This is a genomic window from Pseudomonas sp. 05N36 (genome assembly GCF_056397385.1).
On the sequence record NZ_JBFTNH010000011.1, the window covers coordinates 87,525 to 107,821 of the forward strand.

Genomic DNA, 20,297 nt, shown 5'->3' on the forward strand with positions numbered 1-20,297 from the left:
CCTGACCAAACACCGATGCGCGCGAGACCTGCGCTGCATGCAACTATTAAGTGCGCGACGAACCATTTACCTAGACGTACGATTTTCCAAGAATACCTGCCTTCCGTTAATTCCCGGTTGGAACAGCCATGCTTCGCTCCTTACTCGTTGCTATTGATGGTTCGCCCCAGAGCCGATCGGTTCTGGACCTGGCCGCACAGTATTCCAAGCTGGGTGCCCCTCGACTCTACGTCCTGCTTTCCGTCGACAGTGCGTACACCCTGCCCTCGGAAAACGGACACATCGAGCCTGCCGATGAGCAGGAATATCCCGCGGCCAGCAGTGAGCAACATATAGCCAATAACGCGATGCAAGAGGCGCTGGACTATTTATGGTCACTCGGGCTTGACGCAGAAGGAGTGGTGATTGACGGAGAGCCGGCCTCTTCGATCGTTTCGCAAGCCGAGCGGCTGAAGGTCGACTTGATCATCGTCGGCCACCGCCATCTTTCGCGGATCAACCGTATCTTCGACCCTTCAGTCAGCGCCCGAGTCATCGAAGTCGCCCGCTGCCTGGTGCTGGTGGATGTTCGCCCCACGCCAGGCCAGCCCAAGAATTGAGCAGCCTTTTGCGGCTTCCGACCGAGGCCCTGGATCTCGCAGGTGATATATGAAACTGGAATATCTTTTACTGGAAAAGCATGGCCATGTGGCGATGATCACCCTCAACCGCCCCGAGGTGCTGAATGCGCTTTCAGCCGGACTGAATACCGAATTGGCGCAACTGCTCGATCATCTGGAAACAGATGACGAAACTCACGTAGTGGTGATTACCGGCAATGAAAAGGCCTTCGCCGCCGGGGCCGATATCAAGCTAATGAAGGATTGGAGCTACATGGATGTATACAAGGCTGACTTCATCAGCCTTGACTGGGAGCGCCTGAGCACCTTTCGCAAGCCGAGCATCGCTGCGGTGGCCGGCTATGCGCTGGGCGGAGGCTGCGAGCTGGCGATGATGTGCGATTTCATTATCGCAGCGGAAAATGCACGCTTCGGCCAACCAGAGATCACCCTCGGTACCATCCCCGGCGCCGGTGGCAGCCAACGATTGGCAAGGTTTGTCGGCAAATCAAAGGCCATGGACATGGTGTTGACCGGGCGCACCATGGATGCCGTCGAAGCCGAACGCTGCGGCCTGGTCAGTCGCGTGGTTCCCACCGCGATGCTCATCGATGAGGCCTTAAGGAGCGCTTCGCTCATCGCCGGTTATTCTACCCCTGTGACATTACTCGCCAAGGAAGCGGTAAACCGCGCCTTCGAAACCAGCCTGGCAGAGGGCGTGCGCTTTGAGCGCCGACTATTCCACTCGACCTTCGCCATCGAAGATCAGAAAGAAGGCATGAACGCGTTCAACGAAAAACGCCCGCCACAATTCAAACACTGCTAGGGAAACTCAACAGCGGTCGTGAGCCTCTTCCTGTAGTGCTCTTATGAAATCTATGGTCATTTTGCCTGGAAACCTTTTAATGAGTGATATTGCGCTTCTTCCACAGGTCAAAGCCTTTCTACAACGCGATCACGGCCAGTTTATTGACGGAATTCATTTTAATAGCAGCACATCCATTAAGTTGAAGGTTATAAACCCTGCAACTGGCGATGCCATCGCAATGGTGAGCGAAGCCAGCCAGGCCGACATTAGCCATGCGGTGGAATCAGCCAGTCGTGGGTTCAAAGTCTGGTCGCGCACCAATCCCGCCATACGCGCAAATGTGCTGCTGAAACTGGCCGATTTGCTGGAAAAAAACCGAGAGGAACTTGCCCAGATAGAAACCTGCCAGTCTGGCAAAATTATCCAGATCGCTCGCGCGTTCGAAGTCGATCAGGCTGCACATTTCCTTCGTTACTACGCTGGCTGGGCCACTAAGATTACAGGCGAAACAATAGTCCCATCCTTACCCTCCGTTGCCGGAGAACGCTACACCGCATTTACTCAGCGCGAGCCGGTCGGCGTAGTAGTGGGCATCGTCCCGTGGAACTTTTCAACCATGATCGCCATCTGGAAGCTGGCTTCAGCATTGACCACTGGTTGTAGCATCATTATCAAACCCAGCGAATTTACACCGCTAACCATACTGCGTATCGCAGAACTGGCCATTGAGGCTGGATTACCAGCGGGTGCGCTCAATGTGGTAACCGGCGGCGCCTCAGTTGGCAAAGCGCTCATCGAGAACCCTGGCACAGACAAGGTATCGTTTACTGGATCGGTGCCTACCGGCATCGCCGTAGGCACATCAGCGATGCAGGCAAAGTTGACACGCACCACTCTGGAGCTGGGGGGGAAGAACTCTGCGGCGTTCCTGGTCGACGTCGATATGGAGGTAGCGGTCAACGGCATTATCGAAGCCGGATTTCTACATTCAGGTCAAGTCTGCGCGGCAGCAGAACGTTTTTTTGCTCACCGCTCGCAGATCGAACCCATGATGGAGAACCTCTCCCAGCGCCTGACGCAATTGAGGATCGGCTCGCCGCTCAATGAATCAACTCAGTTCGGTCCGGTGACGAACAAGCAGCATCAACAGAAACTCGGACAGTTCTTCGATACTGCCCGTGCCGAGAACAGCACCATCATTCACGGAGGCAAGATAATCGATGGTCCTGGCTGCTATGTGGAGCCTACGATCATTCTGGCGAACTCGATCAACGACACACTGCTCAACGAAGAAACATTCGGCCCCATTGCGACCTTCTTTCCATATGACACAGAGGAAGAACTGCTGGAGCTGATGAACAACACGCCTTACGGCCTCAGCGCCAGTCTCTGGACAAACGACCTGTCCAAGGCTCTGCGTATGGTTCCTGAAATCGATGCGGGCACGGTTTGGGTCAACATGCATACCATGATCGACCCAGCAGTCCCTTTCGGCGGTATCAAATCCTCGGGGATTGGTCGTGAATTTGGCGCAGCCTTCATTGATGAATATACCGAACTCAAATCTGTGATGATTCGATACTAGACCTCTTCAACCAACCAGACATGCGCTCGATGATATTGCGCTGCCGGTACTTTGGTTTGTCGACCAGGCTGGCGAGACCTGCTGCGCTTTCAACTATGTTTCGTCGTATCCTGGGACACGCGCCAACAACTTACTTAGACAGTCTTTAAACGATCACCGTCAAACCACCCCCATCGCCACCCGCTGCACCAGCCCATCGGCATGGCAGATCACCCGGTTACGCCCGGTGGTCTTGGCCGCATACAGCGCTTCATCGGCATCATTGAGCCATTGCAGGGCGTCAGTGTGCATTGGGTCGAACGCGGCCAGGCCGATGCTCAGGCTGACTTTCAACGCCGGATTCTGCTCGTAACCCAGCCCCGAAAACCGATCGCGCAAGGCGTCCATCGCCTGGGCCGCGTGGGCCAGTGGCACGTCGGGCAGGATCACGCAGAACTCGTCACCGCCATAGCGCCCGGCCACATCACTGGCGCGCAGGTTTTGCTTGAGAACTTTGCTCAACTGGCGCAACACGATATCGCCGGCCACATGCCCGTAGGTGTCGTTGATCATCTTGAAGTGGTCGATGTCGATCAAGGCAATCGCCCCGCCCCGCTGCTGGCGCTGACAACGCTGGAACTCGACCTCCAGCGCATCTTTCCAGGCGCCGTGGTTCAACAGCCCTGTGAGGCTGTCGGTGCGGCTCAGGGCCAGCAGTTCGCGTTTGTGTTTGCCCAATGTGTGGGCCTGCCGAAAGCAGATCCAGCCCAACACCAAGGGGTAAAACGTCAGCAACGGCAAACAGGCATACAACTGAGCAGGGCTGGTTTGCGCGATGATCACCGGAAAGAAGATCAGCCACCCAACGCCCATACCCAACAGCTGAGCCACCGTGCCGACGAGCAGAAAACGCAGGCCTCCAATGGCGACGTTGTTCATCGCCATCATCGACAACGTGGCAGTGCTGGGTAAGGGGTTGAACTGCATGGCCGCGACCCAGAATCCGCCCATGAACGCGTCGATCAGAATATTCCGGTGTTCGGCGTGATAAGGCACGGGCGAGCGGCGCGCCCATTGATAGGCCAGGTGCGGCCAGACAAGGCCGTTGAACAGCATCAGCGCCAACAGCCAATGCGGCGGTTTGAGCGGAATGATCGCCGCGCCCACGCAGAGCAGGCCCAGGACCATTCCCAGGATTCGCGATGTGTAAAGCCTCCTTGCCAGTGAAAGTCCCTTTCCTCCTTTATGGTGCATAGGGGGACAAAGCTCCTCTTCACTACTACTGACCTGAAACTTCGAGTAACTCGGACAGGGATGCCTGGAAGTCTATCAGGGCGCAATCAAATAGCCATCACCGCTTGGCGGCCCGGAATAGCCCCTTCGGCAGGCCCACTGTCGAAATTTTGACTATAAATGACAAAGAACCCGGGCTTGAACACACCTCTGTAGCAGCTGCCGAAGGCTTGTCATCTGATGAACATTCTCTACGACGAACGCATCGACGGTGCCCTGCCCCCGGTCGACAAGGATGCCTTGCTCAACGCCTTGCGCGAGCAGGTGCCGGAGCTGGACATCCTCTACCGCGAAGAAGAACTCAAGCCCTACGAGTGCGACGGGCTCTCGGCCTATCGAACCACGCCGATGCTGGTACTGCTGCCACGCTATGTCGAGCAGGTTCAAGCCGTGCTCAAACTCTGTCATGCCCATCGGGTGCCCGTGGTGGCGCGTGGTGCCGGCACCGGGTTGTCCGCAGGCGCGCTGCCGTTGGAAAAAGGCGTGCTGCTGGTGATGGCGCGCTTCAACCAGATCCTCCACATCGACCCCGCCGCCCGCACTGCACGGGTTCAGCCGGGGGTGCGCAACCTGGCGATTTCCCAGGCCGTTGTACCGCTTGGCCTGTATTACGCGCCGGACCCGTCTTCGCAGATCGCCTGTTCGATTGGCGGCAATGTCGCGGAAAACGCCGGTGGCGTGCACTGCCTGAAATACGGCCTGACCGTACACAATGTGCTGAAACTGGAAGTGCTGACGATTGAAGGCGAACACCTGACCCTGGGCTCGGACGCACTGGACTGCGCGGGGTTCGACCTGTTGGCGCTGTTCAACGGCTCCGAGGGATTGCTGGGCATCATCACTGAAGTCACGGTCAAACTGCTGCCCAAACCACAGGCCGCCAAAGTGCTGCTGGCGAGTTTCGACTCCGTGGAAAAAGCCGGAGGCGCCGTGGCGGACATCATCGCCGCCGGGATCATCCCTGCGGGCCTGGAGATGATGGACAACCTGGCCTTGCGCGCCGCCGAAGACTTCGTTCACGCCGGTTACCCGGTGGACGCCAAGGCGATTCTGCTGTGTGAACTCGATGGCGTCGAAGCCGATGTACGCGATGATTGCCTGCGGGTTCGCGCCGTGCTGGAACGGGCCGGTGCCAGTGAGGTGCGCCAGGCCCGCGACGAGGCGGAACGGGTGAAATTCTGGGCCGGACGCAAAGCGGCGTTCCCGGCGATCGGGCGCTTGTCGCCGGACTACTACTGCATGGACGGCACCATCCCGCGATGCGAGTTGCCTCGGGTGCTCAAGGGGATTGCCGAACTCGCCAGTGAATACGGCTTGCGAGTGGCCAACGTGTTTCATGCCGGCGACGGCAACATGCACCCGCTGATCCTGTTCGACGCCAACCAGCCCGGCGAGCTGGAACGCACCGAAGCTCTCGGCGGGAAAATCCTCGAACTCTGCGTCAAGGTGGGCGGCAGCATCACCGGCGAGCACGGTGTCGGCCGCGAGAAAATCAATCAGATGTGCGCACAGTTCAACAGCGACGAGCTGACGGTGTTTCATGCAATCAAAGTCGCGTTCGACGCCAAAGGCCTGCTCAATCCCGGCAAGAACATTCCCACCCTGCACCGCTGCGCTGAGTTCGGCGCCATGCACGTCCACGGCGGGCAACTGCCCTTCCCCGACCTGGAGCGTTTCTGATGCGCACCGAACAGGACCGGGACGCCAGCGCCGAGTTACTGGAGCAGATCAACCAGGCCCGGGAGAACGCCACGCCGCTGCGCATTCAAGGCGCCAGCAGCAAGGCCTTCCTCGGTCGCGAGGTGGCTGGCGAGGTGCTCGACACCCGCGCCCATCGCGGCATCGTCAGCTATGACCCGACCGAACTGGTGATCACCGCCCGCTGCGGTACACCGCTGAGGGAATTGCTGGCGGCGCTGGATGCGGCCGGGCAAATGCTCCCTTGTGAACCGCCCTCCTTCGGTGAAGACGCCACGGTCGGCGGCCTGATCGCCGCGGGGCTATCAGGCCCGCGGCGCCCGTGGGCCGGTTCGGCGCGTGACTTTGTGCTCGGCACCCGGCTGATCACCGGCAACGGTAAACAGCTGCGTTTTGGCGGCGAGGTGATGAAAAACGTCGCCGGTTATGATCTGTCGCGGTTGTTGACCGGCAGCTTCGGTTGCCTCGGCGTGATCACCGAAGTCTCGCTCAAGGTCCTGCCCAAACCGCGCCAATGCCTGAGCATCAGCCTGGAACTCGACAGCGCCCACGCCTTGAGCAAACTCGCCGAATGGGGCCAGCAACCGCTGCCCATCAGCGCGGCGTGCCATGACGGCCGGCAATTGCACCTGCGGCTGGAGGGCGGCGAAGGTTCGGTCAGCGCCGCTCATCAGCGCCTCGGTGGCGAGGTGCTGGACGCTCAATTCTGGGAGGCATTGAATGAACAACAGCTGGCATTTTTCGATGAAGGGCTGCCGTTGTGGCGTCTGTCATTGCCGAACAACATCGGCCCGCTGACGCTGCCCGGCGAACAGTTGATCGATTGGGCCGGCGCGCAACGCTGGTTGAAAACCGAGGCGCCGGACATCCAGTCGCTGGCTGCGGATCTGGGCGGCCATGCCACCTGTTATAGCCACGGTGTCAGCGACACGCCGTTCCAGCCGTTGGCGCCGGCGCTGTTGCGCTATCACCAACAGCTCAAGGCCCAACTCGACCCTCAGGGGTTGTTCAACCCTGGCCGGATGTACGCGGAGTTCTGAAGCATGCAGACCACCCTCAGCGAACAGGCCAAACGCCTGCCCCGCGCGGCAGAGGCCGAAAGCATTCTGCGCACCTGCGTGCATTGCGGGTTCTGCAACGCCACGTGCCCGACCTATCAGTTGCTCGGCGATGAACTGGACGGCCCGCGTGGACGCATCTACCTCATCAAGCAAGTGCTCGAAGGCCACCCCGCCACGGCCCAGACCCAATTGCACCTGGACCGCTGCCTGTCATGCCGCGCCTGCGAAACCACCTGCCCGTCCGGGGTCGATTATCACAACCTGCTGGACATTGGCCGCGCTGTCGTCGATCAGGCGGTGCCGCGCTCGGCGGCCCAGCGCGTGTTGCGCCAGGGCTTGCGGGCGATGGCGCCAAACCCCGGACTGTTCAAGGCCTTGTTGCAAATCGGTGCAACCTTCCGACCGTTGATGCCGCGCGACCTCGAAGCCAAACTGCCACGCGACGTGCCGCCAGCAGGAGAATGGCCAACCACGGTGCATACGCGAAAAGTGCTGATGCTCGAAGGCTGTGTGCAACCGGGTTTGTCACCGAACACCAATGCCGCCGCGGCGCGGGTGCTGGATCGACTGGGGATCAGCGTCGGCACTGTTCACCAGGCCGGATGCTGCGGAGCGCTGGACTATCACCTCGACGCTCAGGAACAGGGACTCAATCGCGCCCGCCAGAACATCGACGCCTGGTGGCCCGCGCTGGAAAGCGGCGCCGAAGCCATCGTGCAAACCGCCAGCGGCTGCGGTGCGTTTATCAAGGATTACGGGCATTTGCTCAAAACCGATCCGACCTACGCGGCTAAAGCCAAACGGGTCAGCGAGATGAGCAAAGACCTGGTGGAGATCCTGCGCAACGAACCCTTGGAGCGAGTGTGCGCAGCCACCGAACGACGAATTGCCTTCCACTGCCCGTGCACCTTGCAGCACGCGCTAAAACTCGGCGGTGCAGTCGAAGAACTACTGACCCGCCTCGGTTTCAACCTCACCAGCGTGCCCGACAGTCATCTGTGCTGCGGCTCGGCCGGGACGTACTCATTGACCCAACCGGCACTCGCCCGGCAACTGCGCGACAACAAGCTCAACGCTCTGGAAAGCGGCCGACCGGAGCTGATCGTCACCGCCAACATCGGTTGCCAGAGCCACCTCGCCAGCGCCGGACGGACACCCGTCCGGCACTGGATCGAGCTGGTGGATCAGATGCCGCGCTGAACGCAGCAGTCGTTTGCAGAATGAAGTTCAGAAGAAACTTCGTTTGTCAGCGTCACCTGTGCCGAACAGAATCGGCCTACTCCACTGTCACTGCGCCGGGATTCGTGTTTATGAGCAACCACAACGTCGTCAGCCCAGACCTGATCCGCCAACGCTTCTCGCGGGCGATGTCAGACATGTACCGCGAAGAAGTGCCGCTCTACGGCGCCTTGATGGAACTGGTGGCGCAGACCAACGCCCAGGTGCTCGACAGCGATCCGGCGATTGCCCGACAGTTACGCAGCACAGGTGAAATCGAGCGCCTGGACCTGGAACGCCACGGGGCGATCCGCGTCGGCACCGCGCAAGAACTGGCGACCCTCTGCCGCTTGTTCGCGGTGATGGGCATGCAACCGGTCGGCTATTACGACCTGACGCCGGCCGGAGTGCCGGTGCATTCCACGGCGTTCCGCGCCGTGCATGAAAGCTCATTGCAGGTCAGCCCGTTCCGGGTGTTCACCTCGCTGCTGCGCCTGGAGCTGATCGAAAACCCCGAGCTGCGCACGTTTGCCGAATCGGTGCTGGCCAAGCGTTCGATCTTCACCGTGCAGGCGCTGAAGCTGATCGAGCAGGCCGAACAACACGGCGGGCTCGACGAGCAACAAGCCGAGGACTTCGTCGAACAGGCCCTGGAAACCTTCCGCTGGCACCACCGCGCCACCGTCACCGCCGCGCACTACCAACAACTCAGCGCCCAGCATCGGTTGATTGCCGACGTCGTCGCCTTCAAAGGCCCGCATATCAACCACCTGACACCGCGCACGCTGGACATCGACATCGTGCAGACCAAAATGCCCGAACACGGCATCACCCCCAAAGCGGTAATCGAAGGCCCACCGCGCCGCCAGTGCCCGATCCTGCTGCGCCAGACCAGTTTCAAAGCGCTGGACGAGCCGATTGCGTTCACCGATCAGCAGCAAGCCCTCGGCAGCCATAGCGCCCGCTTCGGCGAAATCGAACAACGCGGCGCCGCACTGACGCCTGAAGGTCGCGAGCTCTACGACCGCCTGCTCAACGCCGCCCGCGATGAACTCAAGGACTTCCCCAACGAAGCCAACGCGGCGCGCTACAACAGCCTGATGGAAGAGCATTTCAAAGCTTTCCCGGACAGCTACAGCGAAATGCGCGAACAAGGTCTGGCGTACTTTCGCTACTTCGTCACAGAAAAGGGCCTGGCGGCTGATAGCGAGGAACTCGGGGCCGCGTCGTTGCAAGGCTTGCTCGACGCCGAGTACATCCGTGCAGTGCCGCTGGTGTACGAAGACTTTCTGCCGGTCAGCGCAGCGGGGATTTTCCAGTCGAACCTCGGGGATGCGGCGCAAACCCATTACGGCGAGCACTCGAATCGGCAGGCGTTTGAACAAGCGCTGGGGCGATCGACTATTGATGAACTGGCGCTGTATGCCGATACGCAGCGGAGGTCGATTGAGGAGTGCTGCGCCGCGCTTAATCTGCCGTTGCTGAGCTGAGTGGCTCGCCCACTGAACCCAACACGCCAGCCCAAGGAAAGGGCTGGTTGTAATAGCACGAGAGTTGCGCGGTAGCAGTTAATGAGCAGAGCTGGTCGACTGCTTTGAAGTTACATAATTATGCAAAGCGCGTCGGCCTACGTACAGAGCCACTACAGCTTTAGTGTCCGCATTACTTAAAATCATCTTATCTCTAATTCCTCCACCTTTAAGAACTCCAAACCCTATCGACTGCCGATCAGAACTTCCGAACACAGACTGCAAGCGATCGTCAGAAATCTCACCCTTTGTAATATCCATTGAGACATCAAAAACATCTTTGGTACGAGAACGCCCCATTCTCAAAAGGCCTTTATCGAGTTCCTGAACACTATATTTATCAGACAAAAAAACCGGTTCATTTTTTCTCTCAAAATGATTATAAAAATCCACTGTATGGGACACTATATGCGAGCTCTCATGAAGAATGGTCCTAACCAGTGGAATGATCCCTTCTTGAGTGTCAAAAAAATAAGGCGTCAAAAAAAGTCGCCGCCCGTCATCATAACGCCGAACAAAAGCTATGGCCTTTCGATCTTTATCTTTGGCTTTTACAAAGACTATTTGATCACTCAGCGCGCCATTCTTAAAGTAATCGGACACCAAACTCCTCATCTTTCTAAACTCACTAAGCATATCCTCGGCAGACACTGCAATTCGACCATATATCTCACTCACATCCCTAAGCGCTTCACCTTGGACATCGTTACTACCAAGAACAACTATTGACTCGACAAGCACCTTATGCGCAAGAAGCAAAGCTTGGTCAAATACCTCGAGATGACGTGTTTCAAATTGCGCACGACCACGAGAAATAATCTTGAAATCTTGTTCAGTCCCCTGCTCATGGATGTCCCCCTCCCCACTATACAACCCCATCACATCCCGCCGCCCCACCGGACTATTCCCCACCATACAAAACACATTCAACCCATCAGCAATCCCGGCCGGGTCTGGGTTAATCCACCGCTGCAACCACGACGCGTAATACCGGAAGCCGTAGTAATACAATCCGGTCACATCCCGTTCTTTCCCGGAATAACGCACACACTTGTATTTGGCCCCAACCTGCGAACGCCCCATCCACCAGGCCGTACCGCCATATGCGTAATACCCCTCATAACTGATCAAGTTGCCACGGCCATCCAGTTCCAGCGTGCTGCTGCCCAAATGGTCGTCGAGGCTGTAACGCAACTGATCTTCTTCGACTTCATCCGGTTGACCGTGCGCCCAGTGCAAAAGCCGGACACTGCTGCGTCCCGCCTGAACATTAATTACCTGCAACACTTCGTCGGGGCTGTCCGCCCCTTCGCTACGAATCTCCAGCCCCGGCAAGTACCGCACTTCGGTATTCCGGATCACGCTTGCCGCCAGCGCATGACGGACTTTGCGCACCCGCATACCGGCACTGTCGTAGAGATAACGCTCGCTATCGCTTTGTCCGTTTGCGCGGGTCACCAACAGGACTTCGCTCAGTTGATTGCGAGTCGTCCAGCGCATCGCTTGCCCGGGTGCGAGAAATTTGAGATTGCCGTTGTCATCGAAGCTCGCAGCAAAGTCTGGCTCTTGGCCTTCGACCTGGGTCAACCCGCGATTGCTGCCAGGATCAACGAGCATGACGTGCGTGGGCTTACCACTGTGATGCTGTTCGAGCAGATTGCCGCCTGCGTCATAACACCAGGTCTGGGTATAGTGCTGCAGTCGGGCGGGATCTGGCGGTGAGATCAGCTCAGGTAACGCCGGACCGTTTCCGGCTGACGCCACTTCACGCCCGGTGGCGCTGATCAATTGATTGAGCGAGTCGTAGCGATAGCGGTTGACCGGTTCGACCCGTTGATTGGCAAACCAACTGACGGGTTGGGATGCATCGGTCATGCAGACGATGTTGCCCACCGGGTCATAATCGTAATGCAGGTCTTGCAGGTGCCGTTCACCTTTACATGCGAGCACCCGCCGCAGTCGGCCATCGGCTGGATCGTAGGCGCTGCTGCTGATGACGCCATTGCCCGCCTTCTCCCGTTCGATCTGGCCCAACGCGTTATAGGCCATGTCGCTGACCAACACCTGTTCCGGCTTGCCGGCAACCGTCAGCCAGGTACTCTGCAATTGCCCTTGAACAGCGTAGGCATAGCGCCGAGTATGTTCGGCGGCATCAAACTGTTTAAGCACGCCACCCAACGCATCGTATTGCCAATGGGTGTTGTAGATTTTGTCCGCTCCTTGTTCAAGCAAGGCATCCTGCTGGTGTTCGTCAGCCGGCCAACCCGGAGGATCCAGTTCTGCCAGAAAACGCCGCGACTCCGTGAGCGGTTCCCCTCGCAGGCTGTAGTCGGGCACCTCGCGTGCCCCGGCGGTGTCTGCATGGCGAATCAATCGACCACACTGATTTCGAGCGCTGACCTCTGATTCAGCCGAGCCGTAATAAAACCGCTCCACACACTGCATGGCAGTCTTGGGTGGGGCTTGCTCGATACTCAGTGGCCGGCCCATCGAGTCATAGTCAAAGCGCGTTGTATTCCCCGCTCCATCCCAGCTCTGCCGAACCTGCCCGGTTTCATCCTGCAATGCCAACCGCCAGCCGGCATCTACGCTGATGGTCAACAAGGGTTGTCCCGACAAGCCAGGCACACGAGTCATCGAGGCAATCGGCGTACTGCCTGAGCCCAAACGCGGGTCCCAATTGGCCAGCGATCGACCGGCCGCATCGAAAGTCTCGCGCGTTACTCGCGTCTCAGGCCACGCATCGCTGCTGGCCTTGCGGTAATAGGCAACGGACGCCACGGCCAAGCCACGAGCGTCGACTACCGCCAGCGTGGGGGTATTGCGGTGCACAGCGTACTCGGGTTCCATCGGCAGGCTCTCGATGCACAATCACCGGAGGTTAGACGAACATGCTGAGGGCCGCTTGAAACGGGCTCTTGGGCGAGAGACAGCAGAAACACGAGCTTCGGACATTTCCTGCACGCTGTAGCGGTTTTGGTGAACTTGTGCCGGGTGGGCCAGGCGAATAGCCTTCGCTTGTCGCTGCAAAATCAGCGACAAGGGGGTGGAAGCCCTTCAAAAAATCTAGGTGCACGAGCGCCTATAAATTCAATCAGGCGCTTTTTCTTGATTTGATTTCAGGAACAAGCCAATGAAAAAGATCATCCCCAATCGTCCCAGCCCTGCCAGCTCTATCTTCGCCCTCACCGTCGACGTCGACACCGAAACCCTGCTGATCCACACCTCCGAAACCCTCGCCTCGCTCAATGCCATGGCCACCGATCTGGCCTTTGAACTCGAAGGCTCGCGTCGCAGCGTTGCGTTGGCGATTCAGCAATTGACCGTTCTGGCCGAGCTGATGGTCAACCGGGCACTGGAGCACCTCGATATGCCTGATTTGGCATCCGGCGTTCGTCACTGAGTGTTCAGGTTCGTTTATCCAATGGAGGTACAGCCATGGCTCGCTACATGCCCATCACCGGGATCGACAACAACTTTCACTCGCTGCTCATCGACACCGAAGCACCGCTCGACGTGCTGCACGACACCGCCGCTTACCGCATCAGTGCGGTGACGCAGTTGCTGGAGAATCTTGCCCTGCGTGAAGCCCCCCACAACGATGCCGTCGTTTTGCAGGACTTTGCACGGGTGTTGGCGATTCCGCTGCGCGACGGTTGTGATTTGCTGGATGTCATTGGTCGACGACTGCAAGCGCAGGTGTCGGCGCAGTAATGAAAATAGGCGATCTCAGGGGTTAATGCCGGTCTGTAAAGGAAATGCATTCTGTAAAACGAAGCAAGTCCCCTGTGGGAGCGAGCCTGCTCGCGATAGCGGTGTGACAGTCAACATTGATGCCGAATGTAAAACCGTCATCGCGAGCAGGCTCGCTCCCACATTTGATCGTTGCTGTTTCGAACTTTGCGTTCACTTGATTGACCGTCATCAACCCCTGGGGTCACCCATTTTTCTGTGTTGCAACGCCCCTCACTTCGCCGCACTGACAATAATCTTCCCAACCATCTGCGGGTGCAGTGCGCAGTAGTATTCAAACGTCCCCGGCGTATTGAACTGATAGGAAAACTGGTCGTTGGTGTCGAGCGCCGCTGAATGAAAGACCTTGTGGGTTTCCATCACCGTATGGACCGTTTGATCGTCGTTGACCCAGGTCACGGTGGTGCCCACCGCTACCGTCACGTCCTTGGGCGCAAACATGAATTCCTTGATATCGATTTTGATCCCTTCTGCCCACGCCGGTATCGACACCATCAAGCAACCCAAGACCACTACACGCAGTAAATGCTTCATGTCAGCGCCGTCCTCAAACGAGTGTCGAATCGATCAGTGCCAACGGATGATCGCCCTGCGTCGCTTTTACCTCGGTAATCCCCAGGTAGTTGCGCAGTTGATCGGCTGCCACGGTCATCGGTCCCGGAGCTGGCCCGACACCGGGTGCGGGTTGCGGGTAAGCCGTGCCGCGTGCGGTGTGGAAGGTGATGTTGCCCTCGACTTTCTGGATGACCTGATGGATATGGCCATTGAGGACCGTCACCGAACCGTATTTGCGCAGCATGGCAATGGCCTGATCGCCGTCTTCGGTGCCCCAGCCCCATGGCTGGTAGATCGTCCACAATGGAATGTGGGTAAACACCACAACCGGTGTGCTGGTGCTCACCGCCTTTAAATCATCCTGCAGCCAGGCCAGTTGCTCGGCACCGAGCGTCGCCTCATGGCCGGCCTGGAAGTTGAAGACGTTGACCAGCGCGATGAAGTGCACGCCATGGTCGTTGAAGCTGTACCAGCCATTGCCTTTGGTACCTTTGCCATAGCGCTCGAGGTAGAGCTTTCCGCCGCCCTCATCGAGGGTGTCGTGCTCGCCCGGAATGTAGTGCACGGTTGAAGGCAGGCCTTTGAGCACAGACGCGGCAGTATCGAATTCCTCCGGTTTGGAGAGGTGGGTGATGTCCCCTGTGTGCAGGATCAGCGAAGGCCGTTTCGGCAGCGCGATAACTTTGTCGATGGCGACCTGCAAGGTCTTCAGCGGTTCGGGATTGGCTTCCTTGTTGAAGCCGATGTGCGAGTCGCTGATTTGTACGAAGTGGAAGGTGCTGTCCAGCGCTTTCGGGTCCTTCACCTGGCCATCTTCGCCCAGGGCGAACGCTCGCGGAATCCCACCGCTCAATGCCCAGATGACACCGGCACCCGCCCACGCCGAGCACTTGAGCAGGTGCCTGCGGTCGGGGTCCAGGGGGCCATCTGTACGTTTTTCATGTGATGCCGGACGAATGTTCATGGGAACGCCCTCGTAGCGGTCTACATTGATGAACTGACAGGATGTACAACCGAGCCGGTCGAGGTTTTATTCCCGGGAAAAAAATATTTTTCATTCCGGGAATAAAACGCAGCGAATCCGGGTTATAGGGGGCAAAGGCTGGGGCACTATGAAGCGATTTGAGGAGCTGCTTGCACCGCATATGGATGCCGCTTACAACCTCGCGCGCTGGCTCACCGGCAGTGACAGCGCGGCACATGATGTGGTGCAGGAAAGCGCGTTCAAGGCGTTCAGATTTCTGCATCGCTTTGCCGATGGCAATGCCAAGGCCTGGTTCCTGACGATCGTCCGCAACGAGAGTTACAACTGGCTAAAGGGCTCGGCCAGCCATCGTTGGGTCGCCATCGGCGATGAAATCTCGCAAGACAACGTTGCCCTGAGCCACAGCCAGACACCGGAACTGCTCGCCATGCGGGCCGAAGACGCCGCACGGGTTCAACAGGCACTGCGCGCCCTGCCCCCGGCCTTTCGCGAAATGATCGTCCTCAAGGAGTTGGAGGACATGCCTTACAAGGACATCGCGAAGGTGGTCGACATACCTCTGGGAACCRTCATGTCGAGACTGGCCCGGGCTCGCGCCATGCTCAAGCTGGAACTACTGAAGTTGCAAGGCCATGAATGAGATCAACTGCACGGTCTGCCACGAATTGATTCATGGCTACCTGGACCATGAACTGGATGCAACGACCACTGCGAACGTCGCCGGGCACCTGTCGCACTGCGTCGACTGCCAACGCGTGCACGACGAAATGCAACGGCTGATCACCAGCGTCAAGGCCTATGCGCCGTATTACGCGGCGCCCGATGCGCTGATTCAACAGATCTTCGTCAATCTCCCGTCACCGACCTCTCCCTGGCAAGCGTTGAGAGATGCCATGCGCAAGTGGCTGGCGCCGGCTTTTTCCGCGGCCGCACTGGCCATGGCCCTGGTGCTGTATGTGGCCACGCCTTCGCCTGAGCAACCCTGGCTGGAGGAAGCGGTGTCCAGCCATGTGCGCTCGCTGATGGCCCAGCACTTGAACGATGTCGTGTCCTCCGACCGGCACACGGTCAAGCCCTGGTTTACTGGCAAGCTGGATTTTTCGCCGCCAGTGTTCGACTTCTCGGCACAGGGTTTCCCTTTACTCGGTGGGCGCCTGGATTACCTGCAACACCAGACGACCGCTGCACTGTCTTACGGACGGGCGAAGCACATCATCAACGTGTTCATGGTGCCGACGACAGAAACCGATCAGCCCCGGCAAAACCAGTTCATCCGCGGTTACAACGTGGTCGCGTGGCAACACAATCACATGCGTTTTATCGTGATATCCGATCTGGAGAAAACCGAACTGGAAACCTTCAGCCAGTTGCTGGAACAGGGTGCTTTTTAACGAGAGGTGTGACTTGAAAGTTGTCGGTGTGATGAGGCGCAGCATGAAATGTTGTTTATCGCGCCTGGAGAAAGGTGTTCGCCCAGTGTTATGGCCTGGCAATCCATGCACCGGTAAAGAGCCCTGACACTGAGCGAACGGGGAGATTTTAATGCAACGCAAACGTTCTGTCCGCTCACAAATTCTGAATAAATCTGGACACAATGTTCCCGCTAATTTGTTTGTAACGAAAAAAAACGAACCAATCCGACCACCCTTGTTTCCCTGAGCAAGAGCGCATAGATACCCGGCGGCGCTCTGGATCAGTACCCGGTCATTTCCAGATACCCGTTGCCGGCATGGCTGCCGCTCAATTGCACCGGTCCTTCCCAGTAGGGAATGCGCAAATCCATCCACGCCCTGGGGTTCAGCGCGCTGCTGGTGATGTCCAGGCCTTTACCCGGGACCTTGATTGACCAGCGTGTCGGCAAACGCCGCCCGGCCACCTCGGAAGACGCCAACGGCGTGAGGCTGATCTCGTCTCGCGAGAGTTGCACAACGCTGCCGTCCGGGTTGATCCAGCTGCCGGTCAGGTACACCCCTCCGTCCTTCTGTCGAATCCGATACAGCATCACTTGCGCGCCACTGTCCAGGTGCAGGGAAAACCAGTCCCAACCGGTCTGGTTCGCCGTCAGCGRCTGGCTGCTCCACTCACGGTCGAGCCACGCCGGCCCACTGACCTGATAGGTTTTGCCATCAATTTCCAGGCTGCCGCTGGCCTGGAAGAACGGCTGGCTGTAGTAGTACGACGCCTGGCCCTGCTCGGATTTTTGACTGAAGCCCTGCTCGCCTTGCAGTACCAATGGCCTATTTGAGGTGAGGCGCAGCCGATAGTTGAAGCCCTTGCCGCTGGCCTGCATGTGCATTTCGGTCAACGGGTTCGCGGTGTCGGTTTGAGTGTTCAGGCGCCAGTCATCGATCCACGCCGCAAACGGTACGTTCTGAACCCCGGCCTGGCCGACGCCACCGCGGGCATAACGCTCGGCGGCGTGGTGAACGGTCGCCGAGGTCACTGCCGCATGACCGAGCCAGATGATCTGGCTGGCCCAGCCGGGTTGCTCGGGCCCGGCCTTCAGCGCATTGCGAAACAACGTCCACTGCACGCCAAATTCCCGGCCCTGCGGGTCCTTGAGGTTGGCGGTGATGTACCACCACTCGACGCGGTAACCATCATGGGCACCGTGATCGACCGGAAAGCTGAATACCCGGCCCGGCGTCACTTGCTGGAACGCCGCCGCTTCACTGCCCAGCCCGGCGAAACTTTCGTCGTGCGTCGATGAGTCATCGCACCCCGTCAATGCCAGCAACAACACGCCAACGGCCCAGTTAATCCTCATGGGCAAAGCTCCTCAGCAGGTCCGCCGGTTGCGTGCGATAGAGCTTGAACAATGGCCAGGCCGAGGCCAGTAACGTCGCCAACATCGCCAGCCCCATCAATTCCACGAGTTGCAACGGGAACACCCGCAACGGCAGGCGCCAGCCAAACGCCTGAACGTTGATCACCGTGTCCAGGCACCAGGCCAGCGCCAGCCCCAAGGGCAATGCCACCACCAATGTCAGCAGGGCCAACAACCAGGTCTGCCCGAGGTTGAGCAGCATCAATTGTCGGCGCGTCACGCCCAGCGCCCACAACGGCGCCAGTTGCCCGAGACGGCTCTGACTCTGGGTCAGCAAACTGATGAACAGCGCCACACCGGCCACGCCGAGGGTCAGGCTGTTGAGTGCCGCCGTCGCCGCGAAGGTCCGTTCGAACACTTGCGTCGACCAGCCCTTGAGCCGGGCCTGATCGACGATGCGGCTGTCATCCAGGGCAAAGCGCGCCTGTAGCGCCGTCAGCAACGCCGGGATTTGCGCCGGATCGATACGCAAGTTGAAGCGACTCGGCGTCAGTTGCGGCCAGTAACGCAGCAGGTGTTCCGCGTTGACCAGCAAGTGCCCCTTGGGGTTGCCGTAGTCGGCATAGATCCCGATCAATTGCGGTGACCACGCGCCTTGTGGCGTGGGAATGCTCAGGTGGTCACCGAGCCGCAGCTTGAGTCGGCGGGCCAGTTGTTCGCTGAGCATCACCGTGTCGTGCGCCACCAACTGATCCCAGGGACGCTCGCCCAGCGCTTCAAGCAACGGCCAATGCTCGCGATAGGTCGGATGGTCGATAACCCCGTAAAGGTCCGCCGGCCAGCCCTGCAACGACACCGCAACCTGCCAGCTCGGCAACACCGCGTTGAGTTTTTGTCCCGGCAGCCACTGCTGCAGTTCGGTGGCCTGCGCCGGGTTCTGCGGGGTGACGTAAAGCTCGGCAGTCAGCCGTTGCTCCAGCCAATCACTGAAGGTCTGACGAAAACCAGCGGTCATGCTGCCGGCACCGATGTTGGCCGCCAGCGCCAACAGCAGCGCCATCAAGGCCAGGCTCAGGGCAGGCAGTTGCTGACGGCAATCGGCGAGAAACCATTGCCCCAGCACTGACCGGCTACGCCCCACGAGCCGATTCAACACAGCGTCGAGCAGCACCGGCAAACTCAATGCGGCACCGATCAACAACGCAGCCATCAACACAAAACCGCTGGCCAGGCTGTCACCCCACGTCAACGCGATCAGGCCGATTACCGCAGCGACTGCCGCCACCCAGGCCTGACGCCGCAACCAGCGCGCGTGAGCCTGATGCCAGGCTTGCGGATTGGCCAACGCCAGCAGCGGCAATTGCGCCGCCCGCAGCAAACTGTTCGCCCCGGCCAGCAGTGCGCCGAGCAGGCTCAAACCGAGCCCGCTGAACCACCACAGCGGGCTGAGGCTCAACTGCCCCGCCACTTCGGCGCCATACAAACCACGCAAGCTGGCGGCAACATCCGGCAACAGCAGGCTGGCCAACAGGTAACCGCTGACCACCCCGGCCAACCCGCCGAGCAGTGCCAGCCCACCCAATTCAAGGCTCAGGCAGAAGATCAGCCTTCGCACGCTGACGCCACAGGCGCGCAGGGTTCTGAACAACCCGCGACGTTGCTCCAGCGCCAGACCGATAGCCGCGTGGACAATGAACAAGCCGACCACGAACGACAGAAACCCCAGCGCGTCGAGGTTCAGGTGAAAGCTTTCGGTGAGCCGCGCCAGATTGTTTTCCTCGCCGCTGCGCTTGAGTTGCAACTGCCCCGTCAATTCGCTGGGTAGCTGAGGCTCGGTGGCGGCGAAATCCCTGGGTAACAACAGGCGCGACACCTGTGCCGGCAAACCCAGCACCTGCTGGGCAACTCCGATGTCCACCAGCAGCACGCCGGGGGCCATGTCGACCTGGCTGTGCAACGGCGGCAAGGTCTGCCCGTTCAGGCTTTGTGGTTGAGCGCCCTCACGCAAACCGAGCGCCTGCAAGGTTGACGGGGCAATCCAGGTACGGCCTGGCGGGCCGACAAAATCGACCATCTGCGCCATGTCGAGGTGTTGTCCGGCCAGCGCCGAACCGCTGGGCAACGACAACGGTTCGATGCCCATCAACTGCAAGCGCAGGTCTTCATGCCCCTTGAGTTGAAGTCGCGCCTGCAACACCGGTGACACCGGCCAACCCGCCCGGCGCAGGTCGACGAACAACGCCTGAGAGAAGGTCGCACCATTCGGCGCACTGAGGCTGGCCTGGGGTTCACCGCCAATCAGTTGACTGGCGCGGGCGTAACTTTCTCGCGCCTGACTGTTCAGCGCCTGCACCCCGGTCAACAGGCCGGTGGCCAGCCAGAGCCCGGTCAGCACACTGAAAAACTGCACCGGGTGCTGACGCCAATGGCTGAGCAGCGCGCGCAAGGTTTCACGCAGAATGTCCAT

17 protein-coding genes are annotated in these 20,297 nt (G+C 59.1%); 11 read left to right on the forward strand and 6 right to left on the reverse strand.

Going from position 1 to position 20,297, the window contains the following annotated elements:
• Window positions 1-128: 128 nt before the first annotated feature.
• The 3 genes from AC1DIH_RS15595 (at window position 129) to AC1DIH_RS15605 (ending at window position 2,992) form a co-directional block, all read left to right on the forward strand.
• A complete protein-coding gene (locus AC1DIH_RS15595) occupies window positions 129-599 on the forward strand; it encodes a universal stress protein (protein WP_477772349.1) in 471 nt (156 codons plus the stop codon).
• A 49-nt stretch (window positions 600-648) separates the two neighbouring features.
• Window positions 649-1,425: an enoyl-CoA hydratase gene (locus tag AC1DIH_RS15600; RefSeq protein ID WP_477772350.1), complete on the forward strand. Its 777-nt coding sequence runs from the start codon at window positions 649-651 to the stop codon at window positions 1,423-1,425.
• 79 nt (window positions 1,426-1,504) lie between these two features.
• On the forward strand, window positions 1,505-2,992 hold the full coding sequence (locus tag AC1DIH_RS15605) for an aldehyde dehydrogenase family protein (protein ID WP_477772351.1): 1,488 nt from the start codon (window positions 1,505-1,507) through the stop codon (window positions 2,990-2,992).
• A gap of 159 nt (window positions 2,993-3,151) precedes the next feature.
• Here AC1DIH_RS15605 and AC1DIH_RS15610 read toward each other — a convergent pair whose 3' ends face one another.
• Window positions 3,152-4,225 (reverse strand): diguanylate cyclase, encoded by a 1,074-nt coding sequence (locus AC1DIH_RS15610; protein WP_477772352.1) that lies wholly within the window; start codon window positions 4,223-4,225, stop codon window positions 3,152-3,154.
• A 219-nt stretch (window positions 4,226-4,444) separates the two neighbouring features.
• On the opposite strand from AC1DIH_RS15610, the gene glcD reads away from it, so the two are divergent.
• The 4 genes from glcD to hglS all read left to right on the forward strand — a co-directional run bounded on the left by glcD (window position 4,445) and on the right by hglS (window position 9,731).
• Window positions 4,445-5,944: a glycolate oxidase subunit GlcD gene (gene glcD, locus AC1DIH_RS15615; RefSeq protein ID WP_477772353.1), complete on the forward strand. Its 1,500-nt coding sequence runs from the start codon at window positions 4,445-4,447 to the stop codon at window positions 5,942-5,944.
• Window positions 5,944-7,002, forward strand: coding sequence for a glycolate oxidase subunit GlcE (gene glcE, locus AC1DIH_RS15620; protein WP_477772354.1), 1,059 nt, complete (start codon window positions 5,944-5,946; stop codon window positions 7,000-7,002). The genes glcD and glcE overlap by 1 nt, the downstream gene beginning before the upstream one ends.
• A 3-nt stretch (window positions 7,003-7,005) precedes the next feature.
• The gene (gene glcF / locus AC1DIH_RS15625; RefSeq protein WP_477772355.1) at window positions 7,006-8,223 is read left to right on the forward strand and encodes a glycolate oxidase subunit GlcF; all 1,218 of its coding nucleotides are present in this window, start codon (window positions 7,006-7,008) and stop codon (window positions 8,221-8,223) included.
• Window positions 8,224-8,333: 110 nt separating this feature from the next.
• Window positions 8,334-9,731 carry a 2-oxoadipate dioxygenase/decarboxylase HglS gene (gene hglS / locus AC1DIH_RS15630; RefSeq protein ID WP_477772356.1) on the forward strand — a complete coding sequence of 466 codons (1,398 nt, stop codon included), beginning with the start codon at window positions 8,334-8,336 and terminating at the stop codon, window positions 9,729-9,731.
• A gap of 78 nt (window positions 9,732-9,809) precedes the next feature.
• Here hglS and AC1DIH_RS15635 read toward each other — a convergent pair whose 3' ends face one another.
• Window positions 9,810-12,620, reverse strand: a complete 2,811-nt coding sequence (locus tag AC1DIH_RS15635) for an RHS repeat domain-containing protein (protein ID WP_477772357.1) — start codon at window positions 12,618-12,620, stop codon at window positions 9,810-9,812.
• A 283-nt stretch (window positions 12,621-12,903) separates the two neighbouring features.
• Here AC1DIH_RS15635 and AC1DIH_RS15640 point away from each other — a divergent pair, with 283 nt between their 5' ends.
• The gene (locus tag AC1DIH_RS15640) at window positions 12,904-13,173 is read left to right on the forward strand and encodes a DUF6124 family protein (RefSeq protein ID WP_477772358.1); all 270 of its coding nucleotides are present in this window, start codon (window positions 12,904-12,906) and stop codon (window positions 13,171-13,173) included.
• 35 nt (window positions 13,174-13,208) lie between these two features.
• A complete protein-coding gene (locus tag AC1DIH_RS15645) occupies window positions 13,209-13,484 on the forward strand; it encodes a hypothetical protein (RefSeq protein WP_477772359.1) in 276 nt (91 codons plus the stop codon).
• Between the two features lie 252 nt (window positions 13,485-13,736).
• Here AC1DIH_RS15645 and AC1DIH_RS15650 read toward each other — a convergent pair whose 3' ends face one another.
• Window positions 13,737-14,057 carry a cupredoxin domain-containing protein gene (locus AC1DIH_RS15650; RefSeq protein WP_477772360.1) on the reverse strand — a complete coding sequence of 107 codons (321 nt, stop codon included), beginning with the start codon at window positions 14,055-14,057 and terminating at the stop codon, window positions 13,737-13,739.
• 13 nt (window positions 14,058-14,070) lie between these two features.
• Complete coding sequence (locus AC1DIH_RS15655; protein WP_054596721.1) at window positions 14,071-15,042, reverse strand: metallophosphoesterase family protein; 972 nt, start codon at window positions 15,040-15,042, stop codon at window positions 14,071-14,073.
• Between the two features lie 148 nt (window positions 15,043-15,190).
• On the opposite strand from AC1DIH_RS15655, the gene AC1DIH_RS15660 reads away from it, so the two are divergent.
• Both AC1DIH_RS15660 and AC1DIH_RS15665 read left to right on the forward strand, forming a co-directional pair.
• Window positions 15,191-15,703, forward strand: coding sequence for a sigma-70 family RNA polymerase sigma factor (locus AC1DIH_RS15660; protein ID WP_477772361.1), 513 nt, complete (start codon window positions 15,191-15,193; stop codon window positions 15,701-15,703).
• Window positions 15,696-16,454, forward strand: coding sequence for an anti-sigma factor family protein (locus AC1DIH_RS15665; RefSeq protein ID WP_477772362.1), 759 nt, complete (start codon window positions 15,696-15,698; stop codon window positions 16,452-16,454). The genes AC1DIH_RS15660 and AC1DIH_RS15665 overlap by 8 nt, the downstream gene beginning before the upstream one ends.
• Before the next feature lie 302 nt (window positions 16,455-16,756).
• Here AC1DIH_RS15665 and AC1DIH_RS15670 read toward each other — a convergent pair whose 3' ends face one another.
• Together AC1DIH_RS15670 and AC1DIH_RS15675 are read right to left on the reverse strand one after the other, a co-directional pair.
• A complete protein-coding gene (locus AC1DIH_RS15670) occupies window positions 16,757-17,830 on the reverse strand; it encodes a lipocalin-like domain-containing protein (RefSeq protein ID WP_477772363.1) in 1,074 nt (357 codons plus the stop codon).
• On the reverse strand, window positions 17,820-20,297 hold the full coding sequence (locus tag AC1DIH_RS15675; RefSeq protein WP_477772364.1) for an ABC transporter permease: 2,478 nt from the start codon (window positions 20,295-20,297) through the stop codon (window positions 17,820-17,822). Before AC1DIH_RS15675 ends, AC1DIH_RS15670 begins: the two co-directional genes overlap by 11 nt.

Coding starts and splice junctions, on each gene's coding strand:
- AC1DIH_RS15595 (WP_477772349.1), top strand. CDS start 129: ATGCTTCGCTCCTTACTCGTTGCTATTGATGGTTCGCCCCAGAGCCGA.
- AC1DIH_RS15600 (WP_477772350.1), top strand. CDS start 649: ATGAAACTGGAATATCTTTTACTGGAAAAGCATGGCCATGTGGCGATG.
- AC1DIH_RS15605 (WP_477772351.1), top strand. CDS start 1,505: ATGAGTGATATTGCGCTTCTTCCACAGGTCAAAGCCTTTCTACAACGC.
- AC1DIH_RS15610 (WP_477772352.1), bottom strand. CDS start 4,225: ATGCACCATAAAGGAGGAAAGGGACTTTCACTGGCAAGGAGGCTTTAC.
- glcD (WP_477772353.1), top strand. CDS start 4,445: ATGAACATTCTCTACGACGAACGCATCGACGGTGCCCTGCCCCCGGTC.
- glcE (WP_477772354.1), top strand. CDS start 5,944: ATGCGCACCGAACAGGACCGGGACGCCAGCGCCGAGTTACTGGAGCAG.
- glcF (WP_477772355.1), top strand. CDS start 7,006: ATGCAGACCACCCTCAGCGAACAGGCCAAACGCCTGCCCCGCGCGGCA.
- hglS (WP_477772356.1), top strand. CDS start 8,334: ATGAGCAACCACAACGTCGTCAGCCCAGACCTGATCCGCCAACGCTTC.
- AC1DIH_RS15635 (WP_477772357.1), bottom strand. CDS start 12,620: ATGGAACCCGAGTACGCTGTGCACCGCAATACCCCCACGCTGGCGGTA.
- AC1DIH_RS15640 (WP_477772358.1), top strand. CDS start 12,904: ATGAAAAAGATCATCCCCAATCGTCCCAGCCCTGCCAGCTCTATCTTC.
- AC1DIH_RS15645 (WP_477772359.1), top strand. CDS start 13,209: ATGGCTCGCTACATGCCCATCACCGGGATCGACAACAACTTTCACTCG.
- AC1DIH_RS15650 (WP_477772360.1), bottom strand. CDS start 14,057: ATGAAGCATTTACTGCGTGTAGTGGTCTTGGGTTGCTTGATGGTGTCG.
- AC1DIH_RS15655 (WP_054596721.1), bottom strand. CDS start 15,042: ATGAACATTCGTCCGGCATCACATGAAAAACGTACAGATGGCCCCCTG.
- AC1DIH_RS15665 (WP_477772362.1), top strand. CDS start 15,696: ATGAATGAGATCAACTGCACGGTCTGCCACGAATTGATTCATGGCTAC.
- AC1DIH_RS15675 (WP_477772364.1), bottom strand. CDS start 20,297: ATGGACATTCTGCGTGAAACCTTGCGCGCGCTGCTCAGCCATTGGCGT.